At 62.5% G+C, this 13,513-nt stretch carries 13 protein-coding genes and 1 riboswitch; of the genes, 10 read left to right on the forward strand and 3 right to left on the reverse strand.

Annotated features, from left to right (window positions below; genetic code table 11):
• The first annotated feature begins 11 nt into the window (after positions 1-11).
• From BM151_RS09865 to nrdF, 10 genes are all read left to right on the forward strand, one after another.
• Positions 12-1,109 carry an ABC transporter ATP-binding protein gene (locus tag BM151_RS09865; RefSeq protein ID WP_090060474.1) on the forward strand — a complete coding sequence of 366 codons (1,098 nt, stop codon included), beginning with the start codon at positions 12-14 and terminating at the stop codon, positions 1,107-1,109.
• A complete protein-coding gene (locus tag BM151_RS09870) occupies positions 1,106-2,104 on the forward strand; it encodes an endonuclease/exonuclease/phosphatase family protein (protein WP_090060476.1) in 999 nt (332 codons plus the stop codon). Before BM151_RS09865 ends, BM151_RS09870 begins: the two co-directional genes overlap by 4 nt.
• A gap of 62 nt (positions 2,105-2,166) precedes the next feature.
• Positions 2,167-2,820, forward strand: coding sequence for a paraquat-inducible protein A (locus tag BM151_RS09875; RefSeq protein WP_425429540.1), 654 nt, complete (start codon positions 2,167-2,169; stop codon positions 2,818-2,820).
• On the forward strand, positions 2,817-3,446 hold the full coding sequence (locus tag BM151_RS09880) for a paraquat-inducible protein A (RefSeq protein WP_090060480.1): 630 nt from the start codon (positions 2,817-2,819) through the stop codon (positions 3,444-3,446). Before BM151_RS09875 ends, BM151_RS09880 begins: the two co-directional genes overlap by 4 nt.
• Before the next feature lie 7 nt (positions 3,447-3,453).
• On the forward strand, positions 3,454-5,562 hold the full coding sequence (locus BM151_RS09885) for a PqiB family protein (RefSeq protein ID WP_090060482.1): 2,109 nt from the start codon (positions 3,454-3,456) through the stop codon (positions 5,560-5,562).
• 5 nt (positions 5,563-5,567) lie between these two features.
• Complete coding sequence (locus BM151_RS09890) at positions 5,568-6,128, forward strand: PqiC family protein (RefSeq protein WP_090060484.1); 561 nt, start codon at positions 5,568-5,570, stop codon at positions 6,126-6,128.
• 61 nt (positions 6,129-6,189) lie between these two features.
• A riboswitch (cobalamin riboswitch) is annotated at positions 6,190-6,382 on the forward strand.
• A gap of 99 nt (positions 6,383-6,481) precedes the next feature.
• A complete protein-coding gene (gene nrdH, locus BM151_RS09895) occupies positions 6,482-6,727 on the forward strand; it encodes a glutaredoxin-like protein NrdH (RefSeq protein WP_090060486.1) in 246 nt (81 codons plus the stop codon).
• A gap of 3 nt (positions 6,728-6,730) precedes the next feature.
• On the forward strand, positions 6,731-7,171 hold the full coding sequence (gene nrdI / locus BM151_RS09900) for a class Ib ribonucleoside-diphosphate reductase assembly flavoprotein NrdI (RefSeq protein WP_090060488.1): 441 nt from the start codon (positions 6,731-6,733) through the stop codon (positions 7,169-7,171).
• The gene (gene nrdE, locus BM151_RS09905; protein ID WP_090060490.1) at positions 7,153-9,300 is read left to right on the forward strand and encodes a class 1b ribonucleoside-diphosphate reductase subunit alpha; all 2,148 of its coding nucleotides are present in this window, start codon (positions 7,153-7,155) and stop codon (positions 9,298-9,300) included. Before nrdI ends, nrdE begins: the two co-directional genes overlap by 19 nt.
• A gap of 11 nt (positions 9,301-9,311) precedes the next feature.
• Positions 9,312-10,283 carry a class 1b ribonucleoside-diphosphate reductase subunit beta gene (gene nrdF, locus BM151_RS09910; RefSeq protein ID WP_090060491.1) on the forward strand — a complete coding sequence of 324 codons (972 nt, stop codon included), beginning with the start codon at positions 9,312-9,314 and terminating at the stop codon, positions 10,281-10,283.
• 20 nt (positions 10,284-10,303) lie between these two features.
• On the opposite strand, the gene BM151_RS09915 is transcribed toward nrdF, so the two are convergent.
• From BM151_RS09915 to BM151_RS09925, 3 genes are all read right to left on the reverse strand, one after another.
• Entirely contained in the window at positions 10,304-11,122 is an 819-nt protein-coding gene (locus BM151_RS09915) for a sugar phosphate isomerase/epimerase family protein (RefSeq protein WP_090060493.1), read from the reverse strand.
• Positions 11,123-11,198: 76 nt separating this feature from the next.
• A complete protein-coding gene (locus BM151_RS09920; protein WP_090060495.1) occupies positions 11,199-12,209 on the reverse strand; it encodes an ABC transporter ATP-binding protein in 1,011 nt (336 codons plus the stop codon).
• A 1-nt stretch (position 12,210) separates the two neighbouring features.
• Positions 12,211-13,512 (reverse strand): MGH1-like glycoside hydrolase domain-containing protein, encoded by a 1,302-nt coding sequence (locus BM151_RS09925; protein WP_090060496.1) that lies wholly within the window; start codon positions 13,510-13,512, stop codon positions 12,211-12,213.
• Between the last annotated feature and the right edge of the window lies 1 nt (position 13,513).

The raw sequence follows: 13,513 nt of genomic DNA on the forward strand, positions 1-13,513 counted from the left end.
GGACTGCTCTCATGGCAAAGGTCACTCTGGACAACGTCCGCAAAGTCTATCCGAACGGCGTCGAGGCCGTTACCCCCGCAAGTTTCGATATCAAAGACGGCGAATTCACCGTGTTGGTCGGCCCGTCGGGCTGTGGCAAATCCACGCTCCTGCGGATGATCGCCGGGCTTGAGGAAATCACCGACGGCGCGCTCACCATCGGCGATCGCGTGGTCAACGATCTGGACCCGGCCGATCGCGACATCGCCATGGTGTTCCAGAACTACGCACTCTACCCGCATATGACCGTGCGCAAGAACATCGCCTATGGTCTGAAAAACCGCAAAACCCCGAAAGAGGTGATCGAGAAAAAGGTCGCCGAGGCCGCCAAGATGCTCAATCTCGAAGAGTATCTCGACCGCAAACCCTCGCAGCTCTCGGGCGGTCAGCGTCAGCGCGTCGCCATGGGCCGGGCCATCGTCCGCGACCCGTCCCTGTTCCTGTTTGACGAACCGCTGTCGAACCTGGACGCCAAGCTGCGCAACCAGATGCGGATCGAGATCAAGGCGCTGCAACGCCGCCTCGGCGTCACCTCGATCTACGTCACCCATGATCAGGTCGAAGCCATGACCATGGCCGACCGCATCATCGTGCTGAACGGTGGCAAGATCGAACAGATCGGCACACCGTCGGAGATCTATCACAACCCGGCCTCGACCTTTGTCGCCTCCTTCATGGGCGCGCCGCCGATGAATCTGGTGGCCGCGGAACTCACTGACGAGACTCTGTTCTTTGCTGGGCTGCAATTGCCGATGAAGACCGATTACCGTGGCCCGGTCACCCTGGGCCTGCGCCCCGAGGATCTGCATATCGACCCCTATGGCCCGCTGGCCATGGAAGTCGAGCTGATCGAAGAGCTCGGCGCGCATCGTCTTTTGCACGGTCAGATCGAGGATCAACGCCTGACGGTGCACCTGTCGAAAGAGACCGAGGTCACCACCGGGCCGCTGCGCCTGTCTTGTCATCCCACCAGCCTCTGCCTGTTCCATCCGCAGACCGGCGAACGGATGGACTGCAATCCGAAGGTTCAGAGCCTCTCCGCGCGCAAACCTCAGGAGCAACATTCGTGATCTCGCTTCTGGATCGATTGCCGCCGGTCAGTGCCGCACAGCGTGAAACGCTTCTGAACGCCCCGCGCACGGCAGAGGCCCATCGCGAGATGATGCATGACGTCCTGGCAATGAATGCGGTGCAGATCGGCGGCAGCCCGGTCAAACGCGCCTTGCCGAACGAGATCACCGTCGCGGCCTGGAATGTCGAGCGCTGCCTGTTTCCACAGGCGACCGCCGCGCATCTCATGCCCCTGAAACCCGATGTGGTGCTCCTGTCCGAAGTGGATCACGGCATGGCCCGCACCGGCCAGCGCCACACCACGGCAGAGGTCGCCCATGGCCTCGGCATGGGCTATGCCTTCGGCGTGGAATTTTTCGAGATGGGGCTCGGCGGTCCGACCGAACGGGCCTTTTGCGCCGAGAAAATCAACGCCTTCGGCTGGCATGGCAATGCCGTCCTGTCCACCGTGCCCTTCGACAAGGTCACACTCATCCGACTCGACGATCATGGCCATTGGTTCGCCTCGGACAGCGGCGCCTCCGACCCGGATCAACCGCGTCTCGGCGGGCGCATGGCCATCGCCGCGGTCTTGCCCACGGAGGCCGGAGAGATCTGTGTCACCTCCACCCATCTCGAGAGCAACGCCGGCCCGGCGCATCGGCACACGCAGTTCGAACACCTGCTCGATGCACTCGATGAGTTCGCCCCCGGCATGCCCCTTCTGATCGGCGGCGATCTCAACACCGGCAACCACATCCCGCCCAACTTCAACCATCGCGACGAGACGCTGTTCGATCTCGGCACCGAGCGCGGGTTGGACTGGGGCTTTACCGCCGAGGGCATGACCACCCGGCCGTCGCTGATCACGCCGCACCCGGACCGGGTGATGAAGCTCGACTGGATCGCCGCGCGCGGCATGAGCTGTCGCGACAAGGGCATCCTGCCCTCGCTCGACGACAGCAAGCGCCCGCTTGCCGATCATGATTGCGTCTGGGCCCGCGCCGCGTTCTAACGGACCCGACGGAACCCTCATGCCCGCTTTTCGTCGGCTCTTTGAGCGGATAACATGCGGGCATGAGTGGTGTGGATGTTACCTCAGACAAGATGGGTCTCGACCCGGAGGCGATGATCGCCTGTCCGGGCTGTGATCTGTTGCTGATGGATCGCGAGGTGGCCCTCGGCGAGACCGCCACCTGTCCACGCTGTCACACGGTGATCGAGGCACCACGCCCGCTGGCGATGACACGGATCATCATGTTGGCGCTGGCGGCACTGATCCTGATGATCGCCGCGGTGTTTTTCCCCTTTCTCGAACTGGGCGCCGCCGGCATGGTGCGACGCAGTTCGCTACTGGATACGGTGATGGCCTTTTCCACCGGGCTGACCGCGCCTCTGACGCTGGCCATGGCGGCATTGATCGTGATCCTGCCGGTGACGCGGTTTCTGGCACTCTTGTACGTGCTTGGTCCGATGGCGTTCGGCTCGCGCCCGGCGCGCCATGCCCATGACGCGTTCCATCTGGCCGAAGCGCTCCGCCCCTGGGCCATGGCCGAGGTCTTCATCGTCGGCGTCGCGGTGGCGCTGGTGAAGGTGGCCGGGCTGGCGCATGTTTCCCTTGGCCCTGCCTTCTGGGCCTTCGTCGCCCTGGTCATCGTGACCGTACTGAAAGACAATTTCATGAGTAGAGTAACCGTTTGGAAAACCCTGGAAGCCCGGCGCACGGAATGACGGTGCCCCTCGTATCACAGATCACGGCACATGAGGCGGGGCTGATCGGCTGCACTCAATGCGGCAAGGTCCATCGCCCGACCATCGTGCGCTGCACCCGCTGCGGCGCGGCCCTGCACCCGCGTGATAGCGCCAGCCTGCAACGGGTCTGGGCCTGGCTCATCGCCGGTCTGGTGGTCTATATCCCGGCCAATCTCTACCCGATGCTCGCCACCGCCAGCCTTGGAAAGACCACAGAGAATACCATCCTGGGCGGTGTTCTCGAACTGATCCGGCATGGTTCCTACGGCGTCGCCGGCATCGTCTTTGTCGCCTCGATCGTGATCCCGGTGGCAAAATTCATCGCCATTGCCTTTCTGGCGCTGTCGATCCCACGCCGGGTAAAACTGTCGCCCCATGCCCGTCACCGGCTCTTCGAGGTGGTCGAATTCATCGGCCGCTGGTCGATGATCGACGTGTTTGTGGTTGCGATCCTGTCTTCGCTGGTGAAACTCGACTTTGCTGCCACGATCACCCCGGGTGTCGCAGCGGTAAGTTTTGCCCTCTCCGTGGCCTTCACCATGATCGCCGCGCTGAGTTTCGATGAACGCCTGATCTGGAGCCGCGCCGAACATGACGCAGAATGAGGACCATATGAGCAATACCCCTCAGCCCGCAGAGATGGACATCGAAGGGCCGAAACGCAGCTTCTGGCGCAATCTCTCGCTGGTCTGGCTGGTGCCGCTGGCCGCCCTCACCGTGACCCTGTTCATCGCCTGGCAAAGCTGGGCCGAGCGTGGCCAGCGCATCGAGATCCGCTTTGAGAATGCCGCCGGGATCACCGCCGACGAGACCTCGCTGCGCTACCGCGACGTCAATATCGGCATGGTCGAGGATGTCACCTTTGCGCCCGATCTGAGCTCCGTCGTCGTCGGCGCCCGGATCGACCGGACCGTCGCCGACACCCTGCCCGCCGACGCCGAATTCTGGATCGTGCGCCCCGAGGTCTCGGCCAGCGGCGTCTCCGGCCTCTCGACCGTGCTCTCCGGCGCCTATATCCAGGCGGCATTCGAACCCAGCCCCGGCGCCGGCGTCACCGCGTTCAAGGGGCTCGACGATACGCCTTTGATCCTGCCCGGGATGCAGGGCACCAAGGTGACGCTCCGAAGCGACACCGGCGCCCAGCTCACCCCCGGCGCGCCGATTTTCCACAAGGGCATCGAGGTCGGCAAGATCGAGACCCCACGCCTGTTGGACGGTGGCAATGGCGTCGTGGTCGACGCCTTCATCGAGGCGCCTTATGACAAGCGGCTCACCACCGCCTCCCGGTTCTGGGAAGTCTCCGGTTTCTCCGTCGACATCGGCCCCGGGGGCCTCAGCCTCTCCGTCGGCTCGATCGCCTCGCTGGTGCGCGGCGGGCTGGCCTTTGACACGGTATTCTCCGGCGGCGGCGCGGTGCGACCGGGCCAGGTGTTCGACCTGTTCGACGATGAGGAAGCGGCACGCGAAAGCGTGTTCCGCGAAACCCTCGACAATGCCGTCGATCTGACCGTCGAATTCGACGAATCCGTGAGCGGGCTGGCCGCCGGTTCACCGGTGGTCTATCGCGGCGTGCGCATCGGCGCGGTGTCGCAGCTCGGCGCCTTCATCGAAGACGGGCCGGAAGGGCAGCAGGTCGTGCTGCGCACGGTGATTTCCATCGACCCGCACCGGCTCGGGCTCGCGGCCGACGCACCGGCCTCCGAGATCATCGCCTTTTTCGCCAATGCGGTGAAAGGCGGGCTCAGGGCGCGACTGGCCTCGCAAAGCCTGTTCAGCCGTTCGCTCGTGGTGGAACTGGCGGAAATGCCCGAAGCCGCACCGGCAACACTGGGGATTTTCGCCGAGACCGCGCCGCTTCTGCCCTCCGTGCCCTCCGATTTGCCGGACGTAGGCGCCACCGCCGAAGGACTGCTGAACCGGGTCAACGATCTGCCGGTCGAAGAACTTCTGGATCAGACCATCGCCACGCTGGCCGCGGTCGAAAGCCTCGCCGGCGACGAGAAACTCCGCGCTGCCCCCGATGCCTTTGTTGCGCTTCTGGATGATGCGCGGGGCCTTCTTGGCAACCCGGACACGCAGGCGTTGCCCGCCGAGCTGAAAACCGCTGTCTCGGAACTGCGCGCCGTCTCCGAAGAGCTGCGTCAGGCCGATGCGGTGGGCAAGCTCGTGGCCGCCTTGGACGCCGCCTCAGAGGCCGCCACATCCGTCACCGAAGTCGCCGGTGACATCGAAGGCGCCACCGCCGAGCTGCCACAGCTTGTGCGCGATCTGCAGGCCCTGACCGACAAGGCCAACAGTCTTCAGGTCGAAGATTTCCTCGCCTCGGCGCAGGGTTTTCTCGAGGGTGCCGACCGGTTGATCGACACGGATGCCACCCGCGCCCTGCCCGCCAGCCTCACCGGCGCGCTGGACGAGGCCCGCGCCGCGCTTGCCGAGCTGCGCGCCGGGGGCGTGGTCGAAAACACCAACGCCACGCTCGCCTCGGCCCGCGATGCCGCCGCCGCCATCGAAGATGCGGCGCAGAGCCTGCCGGAGCTGTCAGCACGGATCGAGGCGCTGGTGGCCGAGGCCGAAAAGACGCTCGCCGGCTATGGCGGACAATCGAGCTTCAATCGTGAAACCTTGGCCTCGCTGCGTGAAGTGCGCGCGGCGGCCGAAGCGCTCAGCAAGCTTGCCCGCGCCATCGAGCGCAATCCCAATTCCCTCTTGTTCGGACGGTGATCCAGATGTTTCGTTTTCTTCCGCTCTCGCTCCTGCTCCTCACCGCCTGTGGCGCGCCGGAGCCGCTCTACATGATCGACACGCCGCAAGACCTGGTGGAGGGCAAGCTGCGGCTGCAAGTGGCGACGCTCGAAATCCGCGAGGTCTCGCTGCCGGCCTATGCCGAAGAGTCGCAAATCCTGCTGGAAAGCGGCGATGGCGCATTGAGCCCGATCAAGGATGCGCTTTGGGCCGATGAACCGACCCGCGCCGCAACCCTGTTGCTGGCGGATCGGATCGCCGCGCGGAGCCGGTCGACCGTGGCGGCCGAACCCTGGCCTTTGGAGACCCCGGCACAGGCCGCCGTACATGTGCAAGTGTCGCAAATGGTGGCGCGCGCCGCCGGACGCCTCGACCTGAAAGGCCAGTTTGCTGTCTCGTCTTATGACCATGTGATCCGCGAACGGATTGTCCGTTTCGACATCTCAGCGCCGCTGGCAGAATCCAGCCCGGGAGGGATTGCCAAGGCCTCGGGCGAAGCGCTGAAACAATTGGCGGATCAGATCGTGCAGGAGCTGGCGCGGTAAGACGAGTCACCAATTTCCTGTCAAGAGATATCTACATATTGACAGCCCTTGCGAATTTTCATCTACATGATGTTGCTTCGGTTCTGTCGACGTCGAGTCGATGGCTAAGAGGGAAGCCGGTGAAATTCCGGCGCTGCCCCCGCAACTGTAAGCGGTGAGCACGGCTGATCATGCCACTGGGGAAAACGCCCCGGGAAGGCCAGCCAAGCATTGATCCGCGAAGTCAGGAGACCTGCCGCGAGCATGACAAGTACCACGAACGGAGGGTTCGGGGGCGTGTTTGTGGCGGTCCTGTCCTTTGATTTGGCTCCCCCTGCTCGTCCTCGGCTGAACGCAAAGAGCAAGAGGACATCATGAGCATCACTCCCAATATCACCGCCAACATCACCGTCTATTCCAAACCGGCCTGCGTGCAATGCACCGCCACCACCCGGGCGCTCGATGCCAGGGGATTGGCCTATGACATCATCGATCTGACCGAGGATGCAGACGCGATGAACCATGTCACAGGCCTCGGCTACCGGCAGGCGCCGGTGGTGATCGCCGGTGAGGATCATTGGTCCGGGTTTCGTCCCGACATGATCGCCAATCTCAACTGAGCCATGCCGGAGGGCTCGCAACCGCGCGTCCCGGACATCGTCTTCTACTCTTCCAGATCGGAAAACACCCTGCGCTTCGTGGGCGGTCTCGGCCTGCCCGCAGCACGCATTCCGATTTCGCCGAAAGATGCGATGCCGGCGATCGCCCGCCCCTATGTGCTGATCTGCCCGACCTATGCGGATGGGATGGGCCAGGGCGCGGTGCCGAAACAGGTGATCCGCTTTCTCAACGCTCCGACGCGGCGCGCCCGGATCGTCGGCGTGATCGCCTCAGGGAACAGAAATTTCGGTGCGACCTACGCGCTCGCGGGTCGCATCATCGCCACCAAATGCAATGTGCCGCTGCTCTACAGGTTTGAGCTGGCCGGCACGCCAACAGATATTGCCCGCACCCGCGCCGGGCTTGAAACCCTCGGGAGAGAGCTATGCTCGACAGAGATCTGAACAGTGAGCTGAACAAAGACCTGACCGGATTGGATTATCACGCGTTGAACGCGATGCTGAATCTCTATGATGCGGACGGCAACATCCGGTTCGAGGCCGACCGCATGGCGGCGCGGCAGTATTTCCTGCAACATGTGAACCAGAACACAGTGTTCTTTCACTCATTGGACGAAAAGCTCCGCTATCTGGTCGAGGAAGGCTATTACGAGGCGGAGGTGCTCGAGCAATATCCCGACGCCTTCCTGCACCGCATCTGGGACGCGGCTTTTGCCAGGAAATTCCGTTTTCCGACCTTCCTCGGTGCCTTCAAATATTACACCTCCTACACGCTGAAAACCCGCGACGGGCAACGCTATCTCGAGCGCTACGAAGACCGGGTGGTGATGTGCGCGCTGACGCTGGCGCGGGGCGACGAGGCGCTGGCCATGTCCTTCATGGAAGAAATCCTCGATGGTCGGTTTCAGCCCGCGACGCCGACTTTCCTCAATGCCGGCAAAGCCTCGCGCGGCGAGCTGATCTCCTGCTTCCTGCTCAGGCTCGAGGACAATATGGAAAGCATCGGGCGCGGCATAAATTCGGCGCTGCAACTGTCGAAACGCGGTGGCGGCGTGGCGCTTTTGCTGACCAATATCCGCGAACATGGCGCCCCCATCAAGGGCATCGAGAACCAGTCCTCGGGTGTCATTCCGGTGATGAAACTGTTGGAAGACAGCTTTTCCTACGCCAATCAATTGGGCGCACGCCAGGGCGCGGGGGCGGTCTATCTCAACGCCCATCACCCGGATATCATGCGGTTTCTCGACACCAAACGGGAGAATGCCGATGAGAAGATCCGCATCAAGACACTGAGCCTCGGCGTGGTGATCCCGGACATCACTTTTGAGCTCGCCAAGAAGAATGCCGAGATGTACCTGTTCTCGCCACATGATGTCGAAAAACTCTACGGCCGGCCGTTTTCGGAAATCTCCGTCTCCGAGCTTTACGATGAAATGGTCGCGGACAAACGCATCCGCAAATCGAAGATCAACGCCCGGGAGTTTTTCCAGACCATCGCCGAGATCCAGTTTGAGTCCGGCTATCCCTATGTGATGTTCGAGGACACGGTGAACCGGATGAACCCGATCGCCGGACGGATCAACATGTCGAATCTCTGCTCAGAGATCCTGCAGGTGAACAGCGCCTCCAAGTTCCACGACGATCTGAGCTATGCCGAAATGGGCACGGATATTTCCTGCAATCTCGGGTCCTTGAACATCGCCAGGACCATGGACGGCAAAGACCTCGGTCAGACGGTCGAGGCGGCGGTCCGCGCGCTCACCGCCGTCTCCGAAACGTCGACCATCGACTCCGTGCCCTCGGTGCGCAAGGGCAATGAAGAAAGCCACGCCATCGGTCTCGGCCAGATGAACCTGCATGGCTATCTTGCCCGCGAACATATCCATTACGGCTCTCCCGAGGGGGTGGAATTCACCTCGGTCTACTTTGCCGCCGTGGCCTATCACGCGCTTCGCGCCTCCAATGCTTTGGCGCGGGAGAAAGGCGAGAGTTTCAAAGGCTTCGAAGACAGCACCTATGCCGATGGTACCTTCTTCGACAAATACACGCGTCGCGACTGGTTGCCGGAGATCGACCGGGTGAAGGCCCTGTTCATGGGGATGGAATTGCCGACGCGCGGCCATTGGGCGGCGCTTCGCGAGGCGGTGATGCAGGACGGGCTCTACAACCGCAATCTGCAGGCCGTGCCGCCCACCGGGTCGATCTCCTATATCAACAATTCCACCTCTTCGATCCATCCGATCGTCTCGAAAATCGAGATCCGCAAAGAGGGCAAGATCGGCCGCGTCTATTACCCCGCCCCCTTCATGTCGAACGACAATCTCGGCTATTTCCGCGACGCCTATGAGATCGGGCCGGAGGCGCTGATCGACACCTATGCCGCGGCCACCGAACATGTAGATCAGGGCCTGTCGCTCACGCTGTTCTTCCCGGCGGAGGCCACCACGCGCGACATCAACAGAGCCCAGATCTACGCTTGGAAGAAGGGCATCAAGACCATCTATTACGTGCGCCTGCGCCAAACGGCCCTCGAGGGGACCGAGGTGCAGGGCTGCGTCTCCTGTAGCCTGTGAGGAGGTTCGACATGAAAGATATGCAAGACATCCGCATCCCCCGTGCGATCAATTGGAACCGACTTCAAGACGACAAGGATCTCGAGGTCTGGAACCGTCTGACGGTGAATTTCTGGCTGCCGGAGAAGGTGCCACTCTCAAACGACATTCCGAGCTGGGCGACGCTGTCGGCGGAAGAGCAGCAACTCACCATCCGGGTGTTCACCGGGCTGACGCTTCTGGACACGATCCAGAACACGGTGGGCGCGCCGTCGCTGATGCCCGATGCCGTGACGCCGCATGAGGAGGCGGTGCTCACCAATATCGCCTTTATGGAAGCGGTGCATGCGCGCAGCTACTCGTCGATCTTTTCGACGCTGTGCTCCACCAAAGAGGTCGATGAGGCCTTCCGTTGGTCGGAAGAGAACCCGCATTTGCAGGCCAAGGCCAAAGCCATTCTCGAGACCTACGCGCCCGGCAATGACCCGCTCAAGCGCAAGATCGCCAGCGTATTTCTCGAAAGCTTCCTGTTCTACTCGGGGTTCTACCTGCCGATGTACTGGTCAAGCCGCGCCAAGCTCACCAACACCGCCGACCTGATCCGGCTGATCATCCGCGACGAGGCGGTGCATGGCTATTACATCGGTTACAAGTTCCAGCGCGGCAAGGAGCGCCTCCCGGAGGGGGAGCAACAGGCGTTGAAAGACTATGCTTTCTCGCTTCTCTTCGAGCTCTACGGCATCGAGTGCCAGTATACCGAGGAGCTTTACGACGGGATCGGGCTCAGCGAAGAGGTCAAGACCTTCCTGCATTACAATGCCAACAAGGCGCTGCAAAACCTCGGTTTCGAGGCACTGTTCCCGCCGGAAGTCTCGGAGGTGAACCCGGCCATTCTCGCTGCGCTCTCACCCGACAGCGAGAACCACGATTTTTTCTCCGGCTCCGGGTCGAGCTATGTCATCGGCAAGGCGGTCGCGACCGAGGATGAAGACTGGGATTTCTGAAAGCGTGACCGGGTTGGGGCTTACTGCCCCAGCCCTTCGCGGGTGAGCCAGTCCATCGAGGGCATGATCCCCGAGACCGAGCGCAGTTCCAGAATGAGATGCGGGTCGGCCTCGATTTGGTCGAGCGCGCGGAACACTTCGTGCCAGCGCACCGTGCCTTCCCCAATCGCCCAATGCCGGTCGGCAAAGCCGTCGGCGTCCTGCAGGTGAACATGGCCGAGCATCTCGCCCGCCGAACGGATGAACACATCGACCGGACGCGCGCCGGTGGCGCCATGGGCGTAATGCGCGTGACCTGTGTCGACGGAGAGTTTGATCGCTTCACTGTCGAAACTGCGGGCGAGGATCTTGCGGTCCTCCGGATCGATATCCTCGATATTCTCCAACATGAGCGTGAGACCCATGTTTTCGGCGCGTTTCACCACGTCCCTCAGGCTGTCATGCACCAACTCGATCACCCGACCCCTCGCTCCCGCGTGCAGGTCGAGATTGTGCCAGTCCCATGTGGTGTAGGGCGAATGGATCACCATGAAGCGGGCGCCGAGCGCCTCGGCCACGTCGAGCCCCTGCATCATGCGTTTGGCCACGATCGCCCGGATCTCCGGGTCGGGGTTCGACAAAGACAGGCCCCAGAACGGACCATGGATGCCCAAACGCCCGTTATGGCCGTCGAGCTGTTTCTTGGCCTCCTCGACCAGCCCCTGCCAGTCGCCGGAGATCAGAAGCTCCGGCCAGAAGAAGCTCTGGATCTCCAAGTCACGGTCCTTCTCGATCAGCCAGTCGCGAAACTGCGGCAGGTCCTCGACCATCAGCGCGGCGCCAATCACGGGCAGGGTCATGTCTCTCTCCTATCGTTGCTCGGCGCCACCCTAGGCGCCGAGCATCACGGGAGAATGACAGATCAGCGAGAACGGTTCAGCGGATCGCGAGACCTTCCGCGTCAAACAGATGGCTGCGGCCTTCGCCGAACTTGAGCCCAACTTTCTGCCCCGGTTGATGCGGCGCATCGCCTAGGTCGCGAATGGTCATCTGACCGGCGCCGTTTTCGGCATCGACGATGACATAGGTGTCGGCGCCCAAGTATTCGACCACATCGACCGTACCGTCCAGATCGCCCTGACCGGGCTCCACGATGGTGATATGTTCGGGGCGAATGCCGAAATCCTTACCCTTGTCGCCCTCGCCCACGGCAGAGGCCGGGATGACATTCATCTTCGGCGAACCGATGAATTGCGCGACAAACAGATTGCCGGGGCGCTCGTAGAGTTCCTTCGGCGAACCGACCTGCGCGATCTTGCCGGCTTCCAGCACCACAATCCGGTCGGCGAGTGTCATCGCCTCGACCTGATCATGGGTCACATAGATCATGGTCGACTCGAGCGAGCGGTGCAGTTTCGCCAGCTCATAGCGCATCTCGACCCTGAGCGCGGCGTCGAGGTTCGACAGTGGTTCGTCAAATAGAAACGCCGTCGGGTCACGCACGATGGAGCGGCCGATGGCGACCCGTTGGCGTTGCCCGCCAGAGAGGTCTTTCGGCCGCCGATCAAGATAATCGGTGAGTTTCAGCACATGTGCCGCCTCATCGACCTTTTTGGCGATCTCGTCCTTTGGCTCACCCGCCGCTTTCAGAGCAAAGCCCACGTTGTCGCGCACCGACATATGCGGGTAGAGCGCGTAGGACTGGAACACCATGGCGAGACCGCGTTTCGACGGCGGCTCGGCGGTGGCGTCCCGCTCACCGACAAAGATCTTGCCGCGCGAGGTTTCCTCGAGGCCCGCAATCATCCTGAGAAGCGTGGATTTGCCACAGCCCGACGGGCCGACGAAAATGATGAATTCGCCCTCTTCGATCTTGAGATCGACGCCCTTGATCACCTGAACATTGCCGAACCATTTCTCGACGGCCTGTAACTCGATGCTTGCCATGTTATCTCTCCTTGTCTGCCGCGAGCGGGGTGCGGCCCTGACCGCACCAGGTTAGCCAGACGGCAGCCGTCCAGCCAAAGGACGGGCCGCCACAGGGCGTCCCATCGATCGGATCGTAATATTCCCAGAAGCCGCCCGCCTCGATCAGCCGGGCGGTCTCATCGCGCAACCGTTCCTCGGCCTGCAGGCGTCCCATGTCCTTGAGCCCCATGGCGATCAGTGAGTTGACCACCGGCCAGGTCGGGCCGCGCCAGTAGCGCCGCGGCTCGAACCGCTCGCTGTCGGGATCGGCCGAGGGGATGCCATAGGCAACCTTGTCCCAGGCGCGGGCGAAATGCGCATCCTGCGCCGGGCGCGAGACCCCCGCCAGATAGGCGAGGAAGGCACCGGAGCCTAGCACATTGGCGAATTCACCGCTGCGGATGTCATAGGCATCGAACCAGCCATGATCGGCATTCCACAGCTTGCCTGCGCCTTCGCGCAAACGCGCCTCCTGGGCCTTCAGCTCCGCCGTATCGGCACCAAGGATGTTCCCCAGTTCGATCAGGTCGGCATAGGCACGCATGAGCACGAAGGTGATGCCCGGATCGGCCATGAGGAACGGCCCGTTCTCGATCATCTCCCGGTCGTCCCAGTTCACGGAACGGCCAAAGGCGAGGATCGAGAGATAGCGGTCGTAATCCGAGGCCACCGGCCGTTGATCGGCGTTCAGAAGCCCGAGATCCCGCCGGCTGTTTGCACGGGATTTCACGATGAACGGATCGCTGTCATCGACCGGCACCCCGGCCATGCCGATGTCCCAGTCCGGGCAGTTGTCGCGACCGGATTCCCAAGGGTGCGTGATCGCGACCGGCCCGTCGAAACAGCGCTCCCTGAGCCACCACGCGTGCCATGCGACGAGCTTTGGATAGAGCGCCTTGACATGCGGCAGGCCAGCTTCGGGATCGACCTCATAGATCTTGCGAATGAGCGTCGCGGCCACCGGCGGTTGCGAAATCCCCGAGGTCGGCGGGCTTTGGTGCGCGCCCCAGACATCGGGGCCGGGGAAATACTCCGGATCGACTTCGTGGAACACCATATGGGGCACCATGCCGCTCGGCCATTGCGAGGCGAACAAGAGCTCGACCTCGGCCCAGGCGCGGGGGATATCGAAGGTCGCATAGCCCCAGGCCGAGAACATGCTGTCCCAGTTCCATTGGAACGGGTAGAGCCGCGCGGTCGGGATGGTATAGCCACCACGGTCATTGCCCAGAAGCACGTCGCGGGCGGCCTGATCGAGCGGTTTCGTCAGTGTCTGTGTCATG

Origin of the sequence: Celeribacter neptunius, assembly GCF_900113955.1 — a bacterium.
In the GTDB taxonomy this organism is placed as follows: domain Bacteria; phylum Pseudomonadota; class Alphaproteobacteria; order Rhodobacterales; family Rhodobacteraceae; genus Celeribacter; species Celeribacter neptunius.

Excerpts from the sequence above, each read along its gene's own strand:
- BM151_RS09865 (WP_090060474.1), top strand. The coding sequence starts at position 12 with ATGGCAAAGGTCACTCTGGACAACGTCCGCAAAGTCTATCCGAACGGC.
- BM151_RS09875 (WP_425429540.1), top strand. The coding sequence starts at position 2,167 with ATGAGTGGTGTGGATGTTACCTCAGACAAGATGGGTCTCGACCCGGAG.
- BM151_RS09880 (WP_090060480.1), top strand. The coding sequence starts at position 2,817 with ATGACGGTGCCCCTCGTATCACAGATCACGGCACATGAGGCGGGGCTG.
- BM151_RS09885 (WP_090060482.1), top strand. The coding sequence starts at position 3,454 with ATGAGCAATACCCCTCAGCCCGCAGAGATGGACATCGAAGGGCCGAAA.
- BM151_RS09890 (WP_090060484.1), top strand. The coding sequence starts at position 5,568 with ATGTTTCGTTTTCTTCCGCTCTCGCTCCTGCTCCTCACCGCCTGTGGC.
- nrdH (WP_090060486.1), top strand. The coding sequence starts at position 6,482 with ATGAGCATCACTCCCAATATCACCGCCAACATCACCGTCTATTCCAAA.
- nrdI (WP_090060488.1), top strand. The coding sequence starts at position 6,731 with ATGCCGGAGGGCTCGCAACCGCGCGTCCCGGACATCGTCTTCTACTCT.
- nrdE (WP_090060490.1), top strand. The coding sequence starts at position 7,153 with ATGCTCGACAGAGATCTGAACAGTGAGCTGAACAAAGACCTGACCGGA.
- nrdF (WP_090060491.1), top strand. The coding sequence starts at position 9,312 with ATGAAAGATATGCAAGACATCCGCATCCCCCGTGCGATCAATTGGAAC.
- BM151_RS09915 (WP_090060493.1), bottom strand. The coding sequence starts at position 11,122 with ATGACCCTGCCCGTGATTGGCGCCGCGCTGATGGTCGAGGACCTGCCG.
- BM151_RS09920 (WP_090060495.1), bottom strand. The coding sequence starts at position 12,209 with ATGGCAAGCATCGAGTTACAGGCCGTCGAGAAATGGTTCGGCAATGTT.
- BM151_RS09925 (WP_090060496.1), bottom strand. The coding sequence starts at position 13,512 with ATGACACAGACACTGACGAAACCGCTCGATCAGGCCGCCCGCGACGTG.